Origin of the sequence: Saccharothrix sp. 6-C (assembly GCF_016695385.1) — a bacterium.
Lineage (GTDB): Bacteria > Actinomycetota > Actinomycetes > Mycobacteriales > Pseudonocardiaceae > Actinosynnema > Actinosynnema texasense.
In genome coordinates this window covers 4,524,563-4,542,120 of the sequence record NZ_CP064192.1, presented here as the reverse complement: position 1 = coordinate 4,542,120, position 17,558 = coordinate 4,524,563, and the positions used below count along the sequence as shown (strand labels likewise).

The 17,558-nt window shown below is 74.4% G+C and carries 12 protein-coding genes; all 12 read left to right on the top strand.

The window, feature by feature from the left end; all coding sequences use genetic code 11:
• Positions 1-136: 136 nt before the first annotated feature.
• The 12 genes from IOD16_RS19015 (at position 137) to IOD16_RS18960 (ending at position 17,523) form a co-directional block, all read left to right on the top strand.
• Positions 137-304 carry a thiazolylpeptide-type bacteriocin gene (locus tag IOD16_RS19015; RefSeq protein WP_123741113.1) on the top strand — a complete coding sequence of 56 codons (168 nt, stop codon included), beginning with the start codon at positions 137-139 and terminating at the stop codon, positions 302-304.
• 136 nt (positions 305-440) lie between these two features.
• On the top strand, positions 441-1,511 hold the full coding sequence (locus IOD16_RS19010; protein ID WP_201435477.1) for a lantibiotic dehydratase C-terminal domain-containing protein: 1,071 nt from the start codon (positions 441-443) through the stop codon (positions 1,509-1,511).
• Positions 1,508-3,112 (top strand): hypothetical protein, encoded by a 1,605-nt coding sequence (locus tag IOD16_RS19005; RefSeq protein WP_201435476.1) that lies wholly within the window; start codon positions 1,508-1,510, stop codon positions 3,110-3,112. Before IOD16_RS19010 ends, IOD16_RS19005 begins: the two co-directional genes overlap by 4 nt.
• A complete protein-coding gene (locus tag IOD16_RS19000) occupies positions 3,109-4,833 on the top strand; it encodes a TOMM precursor leader peptide-binding protein (protein ID WP_201435475.1) in 1,725 nt (574 codons plus the stop codon). The genes IOD16_RS19005 and IOD16_RS19000 overlap by 4 nt, the downstream gene beginning before the upstream one ends.
• A complete protein-coding gene (locus IOD16_RS18995) occupies positions 4,830-5,945 on the top strand; it encodes a hypothetical protein (RefSeq protein ID WP_201435474.1) in 1,116 nt (371 codons plus the stop codon). The genes IOD16_RS19000 and IOD16_RS18995 overlap by 4 nt, the downstream gene beginning before the upstream one ends.
• The gene (locus IOD16_RS18990) at positions 5,942-7,537 is read left to right on the top strand and encodes a thiopeptide-type bacteriocin biosynthesis protein (protein WP_201435473.1); all 1,596 of its coding nucleotides are present in this window, start codon (positions 5,942-5,944) and stop codon (positions 7,535-7,537) included. The genes IOD16_RS18995 and IOD16_RS18990 overlap by 4 nt, the downstream gene beginning before the upstream one ends.
• Positions 7,538-7,547: 10 nt before the next feature.
• The gene (locus tag IOD16_RS18985) at positions 7,548-8,456 is read left to right on the top strand and encodes an aminoglycoside phosphotransferase family protein (RefSeq protein WP_201435472.1); all 909 of its coding nucleotides are present in this window, start codon (positions 7,548-7,550) and stop codon (positions 8,454-8,456) included.
• A gap of 446 nt (positions 8,457-8,902) precedes the next feature.
• On the top strand, positions 8,903-12,247 hold the full coding sequence (locus IOD16_RS18980) for a beta-L-arabinofuranosidase domain-containing protein (RefSeq protein ID WP_201435471.1): 3,345 nt from the start codon (positions 8,903-8,905) through the stop codon (positions 12,245-12,247).
• A 92-nt stretch (positions 12,248-12,339) separates the two neighbouring features.
• Entirely contained in the window at positions 12,340-13,653 is a 1,314-nt protein-coding gene (locus IOD16_RS18975) for an ABC transporter substrate-binding protein (RefSeq protein ID WP_201435470.1), read from the top strand.
• Between the two features lie 65 nt (positions 13,654-13,718).
• Entirely contained in the window at positions 13,719-14,669 is a 951-nt protein-coding gene (locus IOD16_RS18970; RefSeq protein WP_201435469.1) for a carbohydrate ABC transporter permease, read from the top strand.
• Complete coding sequence (locus IOD16_RS18965; RefSeq protein ID WP_123741120.1) at positions 14,669-15,547, top strand: carbohydrate ABC transporter permease; 879 nt, start codon at positions 14,669-14,671, stop codon at positions 15,545-15,547. The genes IOD16_RS18970 and IOD16_RS18965 overlap by 1 nt, the downstream gene beginning before the upstream one ends.
• A 38-nt stretch (positions 15,548-15,585) precedes the next feature.
• Positions 15,586-17,523 carry a glycoside hydrolase family 127 protein gene (locus IOD16_RS18960; protein ID WP_201435468.1) on the top strand — a complete coding sequence of 646 codons (1,938 nt, stop codon included), beginning with the start codon at positions 15,586-15,588 and terminating at the stop codon, positions 17,521-17,523.
• The last annotated feature ends 35 nt before the right edge of the window (positions 17,524-17,558 follow it).

Sequence of the window (17,558 nt, the reverse complement as noted above, 5' to 3'; positions counted from 1 at the left end):
CGGGCGCCGGAATGTGCCGCGGTCGTGCGCGACCGCGCCTTTCACGGCCGAAGCGGAACCGCAGCGCCGAATGCGAAACACTTGTCGGTCGGAATCGGCGAACTTTAGCTTCGTCGTTCCCGAGAAGGAGGTGTGCATGAACGAGTTCGACTTGACCTTCGACGCCGAGGACCTGGTGCTCGACGACCTCGCCGTCACCACGATGCGCGACACCGTCGCGCTGCCCGAGAGCGGCGCGTCGATCGGCGCCTCGTGCGGCAGCTCGTGCTGCTGCCAGCCGCAGCTGCCCCAACCGACCTTCTGAGACCGGCGTCCCAGCCGATTCCCAGGAGGTCCACCGCAGTTCGTCGACGCCGGGGACGCCCACAGGGGCGTCCCCGGCCCGGTGCCACCCGGCGGCCGGGTGGTCGAACCGATCGTGGACACCCGCTGGAGGCCTCGTGACCGATGTCGTCTGCTACTACCACGACCCGGTGAAGGCGCCCCTGCTCCGCGACGCGGTCCTGCCCGCGCTCGCCGAGGCCGAGGCCGCCGGCGCGCGCGGCCACGTGGAGCGGCACTGGCTGCACGGCCCGCACCTGCGGGTGCGCTTGGACCGGGAGGCCGACCTGGTCGCCGAGCGGCTGCGCGAGCACTTGGCGGCGCACCCGTCCACGGCGGGGACGCCGCACGACGAGCTGCTGGCCCGGTCGCACCGCTACGGCGTGGCCGAGCTGGTCCCGCCGCCGTACGGGCCGATCCACCCGGACAACACCGTGGTGGTCGAGCCGACCGACCACAGCGGCATCCGCGAGCTGCTCGGCTCGGACGTCCTGGTGGACCTGCGGACCCGCGTGCTGCGCCTGGGCGTGCCCGCCCTGCGGGACGTGGTGGCCGCCGACGACACCAGGTCCACCACGCGCGTGCGGGCGGCGCTGGTCGCGATGGCCGCGCACGCGAGCCGCTACTCCGGCGGTCTGGAGCACGGCTACCACTCGTTCCAGTCCCACCTGGAGGACTTCCTGCTGCACAGCGACCCGGACGGCCGCCTGCGGTCCCGGTTCGACCGGGTGTGGGCGGACAACGCGGCGGGCGTCACCGAGACCGTCCTGGCCGTCGCCGAGGGCCGCCTGACCACGCCGTGGGCGGCCTGGACGGTCACCGCCCGGGAGCTGATCGAGGTCGTGTACGACCGCGGCGACCTGCCCAGCGGCTACAGCTCCCGCCACGGCGAGCGGGCGTTGGCGCTGGGGGAGCCGGGCGCCATCCGGCGCTGGCACCCCGACCACCGCGAGCACCACAGCGAGTACCACCGGCAGTTGCGGGCGGTGGACCTGGAGCACCCGCTGTACCGGCGGCCGTTCACCGTCTACCGGTTCGGCACGAACATGCTCTACCAGCTGCTCTCGGTGTGCGACGTGACACCGGTCGAGCGCTACCTGGCGGCGAGCCTGGTGGCGCGGGCCGCGCAGCGGATCAGCGGCGTCGGCTGGTCCGAGCACATCGCGCGGATGGCGGAGGCGACCCGGTGAACGACTCCGCGGCCGCCGCCGCGGACCGGGTGCTGGTGCGACTGCGCCCGATCGCGCAGGTCACGCCGACCGCCACCGGCCTGCACGCGCGGGGTTGGCGGTCCGGGTTCACGGTGCGCGGCGGCAGGGGGCTCTGGGCGATCTGGCAGCGGTTGGCGGGTCCGCTGGCCGACGGGGTGCCGCCGGCGCGGTTGGCGGCGCCCGACGACGCACCGCCGGTCGTGGCCAAGGCGCTGGAGCTGATCATCGGCCAACTGCGCGAGCACGACCTGCTGGTCGAGGTGCCCGCCGCTTGGGCCGCCGCACCGGGCGACACCGGCGGCCCGGACCCCGGACCGCCGCCGCACGTCGCGAGTTGGCTGGAGTCCGTCGCACCCGTGCCGCTGCGGGCGTGGCGGCGGATGCGCTCCACTCCCGTCGCCGTGGTCGGCGGCGGCGCGCCGGCCGCCGCCGCGCGGCGGACGTTGCTGGCCACCGGGTTGGAACCCGAGCTCCGGCCGGGCGACGGACCGCTGCTGCTGCTCGCCGGCGGGCACGCGGTCGCCGCCGGGTGCGCCGCGGACGTGGGCTTCGTGGTGCGGCCCGGACCGGCCGCCGACGTGCTCGCCGACGCCGCCGCCGTGGCCGCGCGGCTGGGTGGCGAGCCCGGCCCGCCGCCGGAGGTGCTGGCCGCGCTGGTCGGGTCGGCCGCCGCGCACCGGCTGGTGTGCGCGGTGGGTGGGCTGCCGGACCCGTCCACCGAGGCGGTGAACCTCTGGCACGACTCGCCGCCGCCCGACCCGCCGCACCAGCCGGTGCTGGTCGCGCGGCTGGACCCGTTGCGCGCCGAGTACCACCCGTGGTTGTCGGCCGTGCGACCCGGCGAGCCGGACGGCACGCTGGTGCGGGTCCTGGGCGACCCCGAGCTGGGACCCGTGCCCGCACCCGGTCCGGGATCGCTGCCGCAGTCGCCGGTGGCGCTCGCGGCGTCCGGCGACGTGGTCGGGTTCGGCACGACCGACCGCGCCGCCCGGCTCGACGCGGTGATCCGCGCGGCGCGCCGGCTCGCCCCCGACGGCGCCGTGCTCGGCGCGGACCGGCGGCACGCCGACGGCCTGGCCCTGCGCACGGCCGCCCGCCGCCTGGCCGGGACGCCGGTGGCCGAGGACGAGTGGCTGACCGACCCCACCGCGCGACGCTGGTGGAAGGCCGTGGTGCTGCGCTTCGCGCTGCCCGCCGCCGTCGAGGTGACCCGCCTGGCCGAGCGGGTGGTGCGCGCCCGCGTCCACGCCGGCGGGCACGAGCTGTCGTGGGCGGTCGAGGTGTCGGCGGCCGACGCGGTGGCGTTCGCCGCGATGGCCGCCGCCGGCCGTGCCCAGGCCGGTCTGTCCGACACCGTCGTGCTGTCCGGCGCGATGCCGGTGCACGTGCCCGACGGCGTCGACGCGTCGCGGCCCGACCGCGACCGGCACTGGCCGCTGGGCGTGCGCGACGCCGAGGAAGGCTTGCAGGACGACCTGCGGCGGCTGCTGGGCGTGGCCGAGGTGGAGCCGGTGGGCCTGGGGCCGGTGCTCGACGCCGCCGGCGTGGTGGGTCGCGCGGTGCCGGAGGTCGGCCGGTGAAGGTGCTGGAGCTGACCGGTTACGCGCTCGGCGACCTGGCGCGGATCAGCGCCGCGCCCACCGGTTCGCCGGTGCTGCCGATCCGCCACGACGGCGGCCTGGTGCTGGTCGGCCCGGTGTTCGGCGGGGACGGCGCGGGCGTGTGCCTGAGTTGCGCCGAGGACGCGCGGTTGGCCGCGCAGAGCACGGCGACGCCCCGCCGTGACGAGCGGATGCGGCTGGGCGGCCTGGGTTCCCCGGTGCTGCGCCCGTTGCTGGCCGCGCTGACCGAACGGGTGCGGGCCGACCCCGACGCGCACCGGGACACGGTCCTGGCGGTGCGCACCGACCTGGCGACCGTCACCGAGCACCGGGTGCGCACCCGGCCGGACGGCTGCGCGGTGTGCGGGCCGCTGCCCGAGGACTCACCCGAGCTGGCCGTGGTCGTGCGCGAGCCGGTGCCGGTGGAGCCCGGCACGGTGCGCGGTCCGAACCCGCGCACCTCCGGCGAGGCCGTGCGCGCGGCGCTGGTGGACGCGCGGCACGGCCTGGTGACCGGGGTGTTGCGCATCGGCGACCTGCCACTGGCGGCGGCCGCGGCCCAGCTCGTGCCCGAGGGCCAGGGGCGGCAGGCCGGGTTCGGCCGCACGGGCGACTTCGCCGAGGCCGAGCGGGTGGCGTTGTTCGAGTCGGTGGAACGGCACGCCGGGATGCGCCCGCGCCGGGTGCGGACCGTGCTGGAGGCGTCGTTCGCCGAGCTGGGCCCGTCCCGCGCGCTGGACCCGGTCCGGTTGGGCCTGCCGGACCACCCGTCGCCGCACATCACCCCGTACTCCGCCGAGGCGCGCACGAAGTGGGTGCACGGGTGGTCGTACACGCACGGCAGACCGGTCGCGGTGCCTGAGCACGCCGTCTACTGGGGCTTGGGCCGCGGGACGGGAGCGCGGTTCCTGGACGAGACGTCCAACGGCTGCGGCACGGGCAACAGCCTCACCGAAGCGGTGCTGCACGGGTTGTTCGAGGTCGCCGAGCGCGACGCCTTCCTGATGGCCTGGTACGCCCGCCGCCCGTTGCCCGAGCTGGAGGTCCGGGACGACTTCGTCGCCCACCTGGCCGACCGGGTGGCGCAACTGGGCTACGCGCTGGAGTTCTACGACGCCACCACCGAGCTGGACGTCCCGTCGGTGCTCTCCCTGGCCCGCCACACCGGTCCGGGACCGCTGTCGCCGCGGGCGTTCTTCGCCGCCGGCGCGGGCCTGGACCCCGCCGGCGCGGTGCGCGCGGCGGCGGCCGAGGTGGTGATGGACGTCGAGTCGGCGGCGCGGCGCTTCCGGACCGACCCCGAGGAGTACGACCGGGACCGGCTGCTGCGGATGCTCCGGGAACCCGGCCTGATCCGCACCATGGAGGACCACGTCACCGTCAACGGCCTGCCCGAGGCCGCCGACCGGTACGACTTCCTGCGACCGGGCGACCCGGTGGCGGCGACCGTGCCCGACGTGCCGCGCGACGACCTCGACGCGCTGCTGGAGCACTACGTGCGCAAGTTGGCCGCGCTGGAGCTGGAGGTGATCGCGGTGGACCAGACCGACCCGGTGGTGCGCGACCGGTTGGGCCTGCACTCGGCCAAGGTGATCGTCCCCGGCACGCTGCCGATGACGTTCGGCGAGCTCAACCGCCGCACGCACGGCATCGGCCGGCTGCGCGCCGACGGCCCCCTGCTGCCCCACCCGTTCCCGTGACGGCCGCCGACGCGTTGGCCGCCGCCTACCGGCACGGGCCCGGCCGGGTGGTGGAGACCGGGCCCGCGCCGCGTCCGGAGCCGGCGTCGGGCCCGCGGACGCCGTTCGCGGCACTGGCCGCGCGGGGCCGGTTCGGGTCCGCGCTGACGCACCTGCTGACCGACGTGGTGACGCCGCTGCGGTGGGAGCCGTGGAACCAGTACAACGACCACCGCGGCCACCCCTCGGCGCGGGCCGCGTTCACCGTCGACGTCGTGCTGGCGGTGGGCTCCCGCCGTTGGCTGGTGGACCCGGTCCGGCGGGTCGTGGTCGGTGACGGCTCACCCGTGCCCGACGGGTCGGCGCGGCTGGAACTGGTACGCAGGCGCGACCGGCTGGCGGAGGGCTACGGCGAGTTCGGCGACGCGCTGACCGAGCTGGAGATGGGCCACGTGGCGGCGGCCCTGGTCGAGCACGCGTCCCGGCTGGGGTTGCGGGCGCACGTCGACGGCACGGCGGTGGTCGTGTCGTCGTGGCGGGAGAGCGGCCGGCCGGCGGGTCCGTCGCCGGTGCGCGGCTCCGGCTTCGGCCCCCGCGGCATCTCCGCCGACCCGCGCCCCCTGCCGGTGAGCGCCCTGCACGCGTTCGTCGCGGCGATCACGCACCCGCCCGAGGGCTCGCCGGTGCGCCACGACGTGCGGCACCGGCTGGCGGTGCGCAACGTCGAGGGCGTGGCCGACGGCTGGTACGAGCCGGCCGGCCTGCGACTGGTCGACGCCGGCGGGGCGCTGGACCAGGTGCGCGAGGTGTTCGGCCACCCGCCCGACACGATCGACGTGGGCGCGATGAACCTGGCGCTGGTCACCACCGGCGACCCGGCGGCGGCCGTGGCCGTCGACGGGCCCGACGGCTACCGGGCGCTGCTGCGGGCGGCGGGCGCGGCGGCTCAACACGCCTGCACCGCGGCGGCCGGCGCCGGGATGTTCTGCCGCCCGGCCCGCAGCACCGTCGACGGCGCGCTGGAGGCCGCCGTCCGGGCGCCCGCCTCGCACGTGCTGCTCTACCTGCTCCTGGCGGGCCGCCCGCGCGGCACCGGCTTCTCCTACGACCTGACGCCGTTGGAGGCCCGATGACCTGGACCGGTCTGCACGTGCGCTTGTCGTGGGCGGTCGAGCACGTGGACGCGTTCATCGCCGACGCGCTCGCGCCCGCGATGGCCGCGCACCGGGCGGACGGCGGGCTCGCCGACTGGTTCTACCTGCGGTACTGGCAGACCGGGCCGCACCTGCGGGTGCGGGTCAAGGACGCGCGGGTCGACCTGGCGGCGCAGCTGCGGGACCTGGTCGCGGCGGCGGACTTCCCGGTGGTGGAGCCGGATCCGGACGCGTTCTACACCTCGATCGGGGCCGCACCGGGCGCCTGGTTGCCGCACGGTGACGTCCGCCCGGTCGAGTACGAGCCGGAGGTGCGCCGCTACGGCGGTCCGGAGCTGCTGCCGCTGGCCGAGGACGTGTTCTGCCGGAGCACCGAGGTCGCCGCGGCCGTGCTGCGCGTGGCGCGCACCCCGACCGCGAAGGTCAACGCGGCGGTGGAACTGGTGATGGCGACGACGCTCGCGATGAAGCTGGACCGGCTCGCCGCCTCGGCCTGGCTGCGGGCGCTCGCCGCCGGGTGGCGGCAGGCCCGCGAGCCGTCCACACCGCCGACCGTGGCGTCCCACTCCGCCGCACGCCGCCTGCACGAGGCGTGGGCGACGGGGCTGAGCGCCCGGTGGGACCGGTTGTCGACCGGCGCGACGGGCGTGGTGGCGTACTGGATGGCGCAGGTCCGGCCGGACGTGCCGCCGTACGTGTGGGCCTCGCAGCTGCACATGCTGCTCAACCGGCTGGGCATCGGCCCCGACGAGGAGCGCACCCTCTGCTGGCTGGTCGCCGCGACCGCCGCCGCGCCGGACGGCCTGGCGCCGTTCCACGAGGACGGCGTGACCGCTGCCGACCGCCGTTACCTGGAGGCCAGCAGGTTCGTCCCGGGCGTGGCCGCCCAGCTGCCGCGCGAGGACGCCGCGCCCGAGGCCCCGTCGCTCTGGCTGGGAACCGTCGACCTGCCGCCCGGCGACCCGCCCGCCGGCTCGCTGGTGGAGGCGTTGCGGTCACGGCGCACCGGGCGCGGCGCGGACCTGGGCGGTCCGCTCGACGCCGCGCGGCTGGCGACGCTGCTGTGGACGGCGCAGGGCGCGTTCGACGACGGTCACCGGCCCTACCCGAGCGCGGGCGCCCGGTACAGCGCGCGGCTGCGGCTGGTGGCGTTGGACGTGACGGGACTCGCGGCCGGGGTCTACGACGTCGACGAGGTGGGCCGGCGGCTGGTCGCCGTGGCGCCCGCGCCGTCCGCGGCGGAGCTGGCGGCGACCTCGATGTGGTTCGGCCCGGCCGACTCCGTGCCCGCCGGGGTGGAGGTGGCGGCGCTGCCCGCGTTGTTGGGGCTGTACGTCCGGTTCGGCCCGCTGCGCCGGACCTACGGGCTGCGTGCGGCGAGGCTCGCGTTCGCCGAAGCCGGGCACCTGGCGCAGAACCTGGCCCTGGTCGCCGCGTCGGCCGGGCTGTCGCTGGGCGTGCTCGGCGGGTTCTACGACGACCTCGCGCACGACGTGTTCGTCCTGGACGGCGTGGACGACACCTTGGTCTACTTGCTGCCGGTCGGTTCGCCCGCCGGGCCGGAAGTGTGACGCTGTGGGCATGGACATGCACACCGGCCAGCTGACGATCCCGCCGGAAGTGGTGCGGGGGCTGGTGGACGAGCAGTTCCCCGAGTGGCGGGGCCTGCCGGTGAGGGCCGTCGCCCCGGCGGGCACCGTCAACGCGGTCTTCCGGATCGGCGACCGGTTCGCGGCCCGCTTCCCGCTGGTGCCCGGGGACGTCGAGTCGGTGCGGCGCGGGTTGGCGTCGGAGGCGGCCGCGGCGCGTGAACTGCTGGGGCGCACGCGCTTCCCGACCCCCGAGCCGGTCGCGTCGGGCGAGCCCGGCCCCGGCTACCCGCTGCCGTGGTCGGTGCAGACCTGGCTGCCCGGCGCCGTGGCCACCGACGAGGACCCGGGCGGGTCCGTCGGGTTCGGCCACGACCTGGCCGAGTTCGTCGCCGGCGTGCGCGCGATCGACACCCGCGGCCGGACGTTCGGCGGGGGAGGCCGGGGAGGCGATCTCCGCGACCACGACGAGTGGATGCGGACCTGCTTCTCGCGCAGCGGGAAGCTCCTGGACGTCGCCCCGCTGCGGCGGATGTGGCGCCACCTGCGCGACCTGCCACCCGCCGCGACCGGCGACGTGATGTGCCACGGCGACCTGATCCCGGGCAACGTGCTGGTGTCCGACGGGCGCCTGGCCGGGCTCCTCGACGTCGGCGGCCTGGGCCCGGCCGACCCGTCCCTGGACCTGGTGGGGGCCTGGCACCTGCTCGACACCGGCCCCCGCCGGGCCTTCCGCGCCGACCTCGGGTGCGACGACCTGGAGTGGGAGCGCGGCAAGGCCTGGGCGTTCCAGCAGGCGATGGGCCTGGTCTGGTACTACGTCGACAGCAACCCGGCCATGAGCCGGCTGGGCCGGCGCACCCTCGACCGCCTCGCCGCCGACGCGGCCCAGTCCCGCTGAGCGCCACCCCGAAAGCGGTGTCGGGCGAGGTCTGTCCGGGTTCGTTCGCCGTCGGCCCGCCGCGGCCGGCGCAGCTCGACTCGCCCGCCCGGCACGCGATGCCGCACGGCCTCCCGCGGTGGCCGGCCCACGGCCTGCGGCCGGTCGGTCTTTGCGCAGATCAGCGTCCATGTCGAAAGTTTTCGGCTCGGCGATCGGTCCGGCTGTGACCCTGAGTGTCGCCATAACGCCTCGGCCTGCAAAAACACACCGTTGACATCGGTGCGGCGAGTTGCCACCATCCCCGAAAAGGATTTCGAACGGTGTCATCCCGAAGGGCGGTGGCCGCCGAACGCCCGACGGCCCGGCACCGCGTCGGGCCCGCCGGACTCCGCAGCCGCTGACCCGTGCAGCGCGCCCGGCCGCAAGACACGCACGACCCCCTTCGCGAGAAAGGACGCTCCCCAGTGGCCGAATCCGCCGAGTTCCCGTTCAACCGCCGCCTGTTCCTGCACGCCTCCATGGCCGGCGCCGCCGCCGTCGCAGGTGGAGGACTGCTGGGCCCGCAGGCGGCCGCCGCCGCGCCCAGGGCGGTATTGCCACCCCAGGCCGGTCCCGGTGGGACGGCGCCCGTGCGGCCGTTCCCGCTGCGCGACGTGCGGTTGGGCGCCGGTCTGCTGAGCGAGAAGCGGGACCGGGTGAAGGCGTTCCTGCGGGCTTACGACGAGAAGCGCTTCCTCGTGCTGTTCAACAACCAGGCGGGCAGGCCGAACCCTCCCGGTGTGGCAGTGCCGGGTGGCTGGGAGGACGGGGGGCTGCTCAGCGGCCACTGGGCCGGGCACTACCTGACCGCGCTCGCCCAGGCCTACGCCGACGGGGAAGAAGCGGTCTACAAGGACAAGCTGGACTGGATGGTCGCGGAGCTGGCCGCCTGCCAGGCGGCGATCACCGCGCGCATGGACTCGGCGCCGGGCGGCGGCGGGGACGAGCCCGCGCCACCCATCGGCCGGGTGGCCGGCCGGTTCGGCAGCGGCCTGAGGCTCAACGGGCCGAGCAAGGCGCAGTACTGCACGCTGCCGCAGGAGACGATCAACCAGCTCACCGACTTCACCATCGCCACCTGGGTCAACCTCGCCTCGCCCACCGACTGGAGCAGGCTGTTCGACTTCGGCCAGAACAGCACCGTCAACATGTTCCTGACCCCGCGCGCGGGCGTCGCCGGGAACGTGCCGCGCTTCGCCATCACCACCGGCGGCTCGGGCGGTGAGCAGCGCATCGACGGCACCTCGGCGTTGCCCACCAACCAGTGGGTGCACCTCGCGGTGACGCTGGCGGGCACGACCGGCGTCCTCCACGTCGACGGCCGACCGGTCGGCCGCAACGCGAACATGACGCTGAACCCGTCGCACCTGGGCAACCCCGGGAACCGGTGGATCGGGCGATCCCAGTACGGCGACCCCTACCTGGACGCGACGGTCGACGAGTTCCACGTCTTCGACCGGGCGCTGACCGAGGAGGAGCTGCGGTCCCTGGCGGACTCCCCGGCCGGGACCACGGGCGGCGGCAGCATCGCGTGGTACCGGTTCGACGAGACCGGCGGCACGACCCTGGAAGACGCCTCGCCGAACAACCGCGACGCCGGCGTCGTGGCCGCCACCTCCGAGGGGACCGCGGACTGGGTCCCGACCTTCCCCGGCTACCTCGGCGCGATCCCGGAGGACGCGGTGCTGCGCCTCGGGCCGCCGCGCTGGGCGGTCTACGGCGGCAACGCCCAGACGAACACGTGGGCGCCCTGGTACACGCAGCACAAGATCATGCGCGGCCTGCTCGACGCGTACTACCACGCCGACAACGCCCAAGCCCTCGACGTCGTCACGAAGATGGCCGACTGGGCGCACCTGGCGTTGACCGTCGGCGACAAGAACCACCCGGACTACGAGGGCCCGCTGACCCGCGACGACCTCAACTACATGTGGGACCTCTACATCGGCGGCGAGTTCGGCGGCGCGAACGAGGTGTTCCCGGAGATCGGCCACCTCACCGGCGACCCGAAGCACCTGGTGACCGCCAAGTGCTTCGACAACCGCGAGTCGCTGTTCGACGCGTGCGTGCAGGACCGGGACATCCTCGTCGTCACCCCGCGGGACCGCCCCGGCCGCCGCCGCCCCGAGCGGCTGCACGCCAACACCCACCTGCCGCAGTTCATCGGCTACCTCAGCGTCTACGAGCGGGGCGGCGGCCAGGAGTACTTCACCGCCGCGAAGAACTTCTACGGCATGGTCGTTCCGCACCGCATGTTCGCCCACGGCGGCGTCGGCGGGAACTACCCCGGTTCCAACAACAACCTGGAGCTGTTCCAGAACCGGGGCAACGTCGCCAACGCCGTCGCCACGAGCGGCGCGGAGACCTGCACGACGTACAACCTCCTCAAGCTGTCCCGCAACCTGTTCCTGCACGAACACGACCCGGCCTACATGGACTACTACGAGCGCGGCCTGCTCAACATGATCGCCGGGTCGCGGGCCGACACCACGCGGACCACCGACCCGCAGGTGACCTACTTCCAGCCGGTCGGGCCGGGCGCCACGCGCAGCTACGGCAACACCGGGACGTGCTGCGGCGGCACCGGCCTGGAGAACCACACGAAGTACCAGGAGACGGTGTTCTTCCGCTCCTCGGACGACAGCGCGCTGTGGGTCAACCTGTACGCGCCCGCCACGCTCGACTGGGCCGAGAAGGGCTTCACCGTCACGCAGCGGACCACCTTCCCGCGCGAGGACCGCACGACGCTCACGATCGACGGCGTCGGCAGGCTGGACCTCAAGCTGAGGGTGCCCGCCTGGGCCCGGCGCGGGTTCACCGTCACCGTCAACGGGCGGCGGCAGGACCTCGACGCGCGGCCGGGCACCTACGTGACGCTGAGCCGCGAGTGGCAGCGCGGTGACGTGGTGGAGATCCGGGTGCCGTTCAGCGTCCGGATCGAGCGGGCCCCCGACCGCCCCGACACCCAGGCGGTGTTCTGGGGCCCGGTGCTGCTGCAGGTCATGGGCAACCCGGGTGGCGGCGCATTCCGGGAGCTGTCGCTGTACCGGCACCTCAAGCGGGACGGCGACTACGGCCGCGCGGCGATCAAGGCGGGCGCGGCCACCGCGGGCGGCGACCCGACGTTCACCACGGGCGGGCTCGCGCTGCGGCCCTACTACATCAGCGACGAGCAGCCCGCGTCGTCGTACTTCCGCCGGGTGGAGCCGACGGTGGTGTTCGGCTCCCTCGACACCGGCGTGCCCAACCGCAAGCGCGACGACGGCCTGCCGCACTACGACGTCCCGGTCGAGGGCATCACCTCGCCGGGAGCCGACGGCCCGACGTTCCTGGACCTGCTCTGGGACCAGGCGCCGTTCGCCGACCACGGCCGGTTCGTCGCCGCGGCCACCGCGCTCGCCGACGCCTTCGTCACCGCGGGCACGTTCACCGGGGCCGAGCGGGACGTGGTCGTGGCCAAGGCGGCCTCCGCCGCCCGCGAGCTGTCGACCACCCGCTTCGACGTCCGCGTCGAGGCGGGCACCCGGCGCATCGGCGCCAACGCGCACGTCTTCGTCACCGCGGTCAACACCGGCGAGGTGCCCCTCACCGTCGAGATCACGACGGCGTACGGGTCGCGGACGGTCGCGGACGTCGCCCCGGGCAAGTCGGCCTACCAGTCCTTCAACACCCGGGCCGAGTCGGTCGCCGCGGGCTCCGTCACCGTCAAGGCGACGGGCAGCGTCGACGGCGAGGCGGTGACGGAGGAGTTCACGGCGACCTACGCCTGAGCTGCCGCCGGACCCGAGGGAACCGAAGCACCCGAGCCGGACACCTTTCCCGACAGTCACCGAAGACAGTCGACACACCAGGAGAGCAACCCATGATCAGGACGCGAACGCGCGGCCGACAACGGCGTCTCGTCGCCGTCGCAGCGGCCATCGTCACCACGGCCGCGCTCACCGCCTGCGGCGGTGCGGACAACGGATCCGCGAGCGAGGTCTCGGCGGGCGGTGTCGAGGGGGTCGACGACGGCGCCACGCTGACCCTGTGGACCCGGGCTCCGCTGGAGTTCCAGGCCAACCTGCTGGTCGAGGCGTACAACAAGACGCACAAGAACAAGGTCGAGCTGACCATCACCCCGAACGACGACTACGTCTCCCGCGTCGGCGCCGCCGCGGGCAGCGGCGACCTGCCGGACCTGTTCGCCGCCGACATCGTCTACGTCCCGAACTGGACCGAGGCGGGGCTGTTCTCCGACGTCACCGAGCAGATCAAGCAGCTGCCGCACGCCGACAAGATCAACAAGGGGCACCTCGACGCGGGCACCCGCGACGGCAAGCAGCACGTCCTACCGTTCGTGCTCGACCTGTCGGTGATGTTCTGGAACAAGGCGCTCTACCAGGAGGCCGGGCTCGACCCGGAGAAGGGCCCCGCGACGCTCGCGGAGTTCGCGGAGCACGCCAAGGCCGTGCAGCGGTTGGGCAGGGAAGGCGTCTACGGCACCTCCTTCGGCGGCAACTGCGGCGGCTGCAACGTCTTCACCTGGTTCCCCACGATGTGGGCCTCCGGTGACGACCCGCTGCTCGACGGCGGCGCCAAGAGCGGCCTGGACAGCCCGTCGGCCAAGCAGCTCTACGGCACCTGGCGCGACCTGTGGGCCGCCGGCGCGGTCGACCCGGCCAGCCGGGACGAGACGGGCGCCACCTGGGTGGCGGCGTTCCAGCAGGGCAAGATCGGGGTCATGCCGTACCCGGCGACCCTGCTGGCCACGGCGGACAAGACCGTCGACGTGGGCGTGGCGCCGATCCCCGGCGTCGACGGCGGCGGCTCCACCTTCCTCGGTGGCGACGGGATCGGCATCTCGAAGGACTCCAAGAAGGCCGCGCAGGCGTGGAACTTCCTGTCCTGGCTGATGTCCGAGGACGCGCAGGTCGGCGTCCTGGCGGCCAACAACACCTCGGTCGCGCGGTCCGACCTCGCCAACAACGAGCACACCCGCGACGACCCCCGTCTGCTGGCCATCAACGAGGTCGCCGCGGCCGCGGACAGCCGGACGCCGACGGCGGTGAACTTCCAGCAGGCGTTCAACGCCGCCGGCAGCCCCTGGGTGACGCTGCTGCGCAACCAGGTGTTCGGGGACGCGGGCAGCCTGGCGGCGGACAACGCCGCGGTCTCGGAGGCGCTGGGCCAGTAGGCCGAGCACGTGGCGCCTGACCCGGCAGGCGCCCCTCCCGCCGTCCCCACAGAGTCGAGGATGCGATGCCCACCTCCCTCAAGCAAGTGCCCACCCGTCCACCGGACCAGGTCGCGCCCGCGCCGGCGCGCCGCCGGTCCGCCAAGTCCCGCCGGCGGTTGACCGGCTGGGCCTACGCCGCGCCGACCGCGCTGTTCGTGACCCTGTTCTTCGCCGTGCCCGTCCTGCTCGTCGGGCAGATGTCGATCTCGGACTGGGGCCTGTTCGCGGGCAACCGGGGGGTCAACCTCCCGGAGAACTTCGCCGACGCCGTCGACCTGCGGCTGTTCTGGCCCGCGGTCCGGTTCACCGTGAAGTACACGCTGATCACGACCGTCATCCTGATCGGGCTGTCGCTGGGCCTGGCGCTGCTGGTGCAGGAGTCGACCCGGTGGACGGGCTTCCTGCGCACGGCGGTGCTGGTGCCCAGCGCGCTGGGCCTGGCCTCCGCGTCGCTGCTGTTCTACGCGCTCTACTCGCCGCAGAGCGGCCCGTTCGGCGAGGTGCTGCGCGACGTCGGGTTGGCCGACGGGCCGATCTCGTTCCTGGGCACCCCCGACGCCGCGCTGTGGTCGACGGTCGGCCTGATCGTCTGGCGCTTCGCCGGCTTCTACATGCTGCTGCTGCTCGTGGCGCTGCAGGGCATCTCCACCGACATCTACGAGGCCGCCGAGCTGGACGGGTGCAACCGGTGGCAGCGGTTCACCAGGATCACGCTGCCGCTGCTGCGGTCGTCGCTGGCGATGTGCACGATCCTGTGCGTCACCGGGTCGCTGCTGGCGTTCGACCAGTTCTACATCCTCACCAAGGGCGGACCGGAGAACGGCACGATGACCATCGTCCAGCTGATCTACAACGCGGCCTTCCAGGGCGGCAACGACCTCGGGCTCGCCGCCGCCCTGTCGATCATCGTGCTGGCCGCGCTGCTGGTGTTCAACCTCGGGCAGTTCCGCTGGCTGCGGGGGAGGGACGCCTGATGGCCACCACGCTCGACACCCGCCCGGTCCGGCCGGCGCGCGACGGCCGGGGCACCTCGCTGCCCGGCTTCGTCGTGCGCACGCCGTACTACGTCCTGACCGGCGCCCTGGCCCTGCTGTTCCTGTTCCCGATGGTGTGGGCGGCGGTCGCGTCGGTGGCGCCGCAGGCGGGCACGGCGCAGACCGACGGCTGGGGCTTCGCCAACTACGGCACGCTCGTGGACTACCAGGCGGGCATCTGGCAGTACCTGCTCAACAGCGCGATCGTCTCCGGGCTCACGGTGCTCTTCACGGTCACCATCTCCCTGCTGGGCGGCTTCGCGTTCGCCCGGTTCGACTTCCCCGGCAAGAACCTGCTGTTCCTGGTGACGCTGGCGATCCTCATGGTCCCCTACGCCACCCTGCTCATCCCGCTCTACGTGCTGCTCAACCGGTTGGGGTTGCAGAACTCGCTGGTCGGCCTGGCGCTGGTGCTGACGATGTTCCAGCTGCCGTTCGCCACGTTCATGATGCGCGTCTCCTTCGAGGCGCTGCCCAAGGAGCTGGAGGAGGCCGCGTTCGTCGACGGCTGCGGCACCTTCGCGGCCCTGCGGCGCGTGCTGCTGCCCGCCGTGCGACCGGGGCTGGTGACGGTCGCCCTGTTCGCCTTCCTGGCGGCCTGGAACGACTTCATCACCCCGCTGGTGCTGATCAGCGACTCGGACAAGGTGCCGCTGCCGCTGGCGGTCGCCAACCTCCGCCAGCAGGTGATGGGCGTCATCGACTACGGCGCCACCGAGGCGGGCGTGGTCGTGCTGGCCGTGCCCTGCGTCTTCCTCTTCCTGGTCCTCCAGCGGCAGTACGTCCGCGGGTTCATGTCCGGCGCGTTCAAAGGCTGATGATGACTTCTGAGACCGTTGGCCTCGACGAGGCGCACATGCACGACACCGGGGCGCACGAGCCCCCGGCGCACGGCGCCCCGACCGGGGGCCGCCCGGTGGTCCCGAGCCGCGCGCGGCTGCGGCCGCTCGGCACCCGGGACGTCCGGCTCACCGGCGGGCACTGGGGCGAGTTCCAGGAGCGCAACCGGCGGGCGGTCCTGCCGCACGTCGAGCACTGGGTGGAGCGGACCGGGTGGCTGGGCAACTTCGACGCCGCCCGCGCGGGCCGGCTGCCCGCCGACCGGCGGGGCCGCGAGTTCTCCGACAGCGAGGTCTACAAGCTGCTGGAGGCGATGGCCTGGGAGCTGGGCCGCGAACCGGACCCGGAGCTGGAGGACCGGTTCCACGAGATCGTGGCCAGGGTCGCCGCCGCGCAGGAACCCGACGGCTACCTCAACACGAAGTTCGGCAGACCCGGCCAGGGGCCGCGGTGGTCGGACCTGGAGATGGGCCACGAGCTGTACTGCGTCGGGCACCTGGTCCAGGCCGCGGTCGCCCGGGCCCGCACCGGCCACCCGGACGACCTCCTGGTGCGGGTCGCGCGCCGGGCCGCCGACCTGGTGTGCGCGGAGTTCGGGCCGGACGGGCGGGGCACCGTCGACGGGCACCCGGAGATCGAGCCCGCCCTGGTGGAGCTGTACCGGGTCACCGGCGAGCGGCGGTACCTGGAGCAGGCGCGGCTCTTCGTCGAGCGTCGTGGACACCACGTGCTCGACGAGATCGAGTTCGGCCGCGAGTACTTCCAGGACGACGTCCCGGCGCGCGACGCGCACGTGTTCCGCGGCCACGCCGTGCGGGCGGTCTACCTCGCCGCGGGACAGGTGGACCTGGCCGACGAGACCGGCGACGACGCGCTGCTCGCCGCGGTCGCCCGGCAGTGGCGGCACACGGTGGCCGCGCGCACGTACCTCACCGGAGGCATGGGGGCGCGGCACCAGGACGAGGCGTTCGCCGAGGACTTCGCGCTGCCGCCGGACCGCGCCTACTCCGAGACGTGCGCGGGCATCGGCTCGGTGATGCTCGCGTGGCGGCTGCTGCTGGCCGAGGGCGACCCGGCCTACGCCGACCTCATCGAACGGACGCTGTTCAACGTGGTCTCGACCTCGCCGTCCGCCGACGGTCGCGCGTTCTTCTACACCAACACCCTGCACCGCCGGGAGCTCGGCGCGGTCCCGGCGGCGGACGAGCCCAGCCCGCGCGCCTCGTCGTCGCTGCGGGCGCCGTGGTTCGAGGTGTCCTGCTGCCCGACCAACCTCGCCCGCACCCTCGCCTCGCTGGCCGCCTACGTGGCCACGTCGGACGACGAGGGCGTCCAGCTGCACCAGTACGCCGAGGGCACCGTGGAGGGGCAGCTCCCCGGCGGCCGGGGCGTCCGCCTGGTCGTGACCACGCGGTACCCGGCGGACGGCGAGGTCCGGGTGCGCGTGGACAGCGACGACGAGCGGCCCTGGACCCTGTCCCTGCGGGTGCCGGCCTGGGCGCGCGACGGCGCGACGCTGACCGCGGGCGGGACGACCAGGTCGGTGGCGCCCGGCACGGTCGCCGAGCGGCGCACCTGGCGGCGTGGCGACGAGGTCGTGCTGAGCCTGCCGATGGCGCCGCGGTTCACCCACCCGGACCCGAGGATCGACGCGGTGCGCGGGTGCGTGGCGGTGGAACGAGGTCCGCTGGTGCTCGCCGTGGAGTCGGTGGACGTGCCCGGCCTCGACGCCGTCGACCGCCTGCGCGTCGACCCGGCGGTGCCGCCGGAGGTGGTCGACGGGCGGGTCGTCGTGCGTTGCGCCCGGGTGGCGCTGCCCGAGCCGGGGTGGCCCTACCGGCACGACCCGGCGCCGGTCGGGGCGCCGGAGTTCGAGGACGTGCCCCTGGTGCCGTACCACGAGTGGGCGAATCGGGGGCCGTCGACGATGCGCGTCTGGCTGCCCGCGATCTGACCGGTCGTCCCGCCGTCGGCCGCACCGCGTCGCAC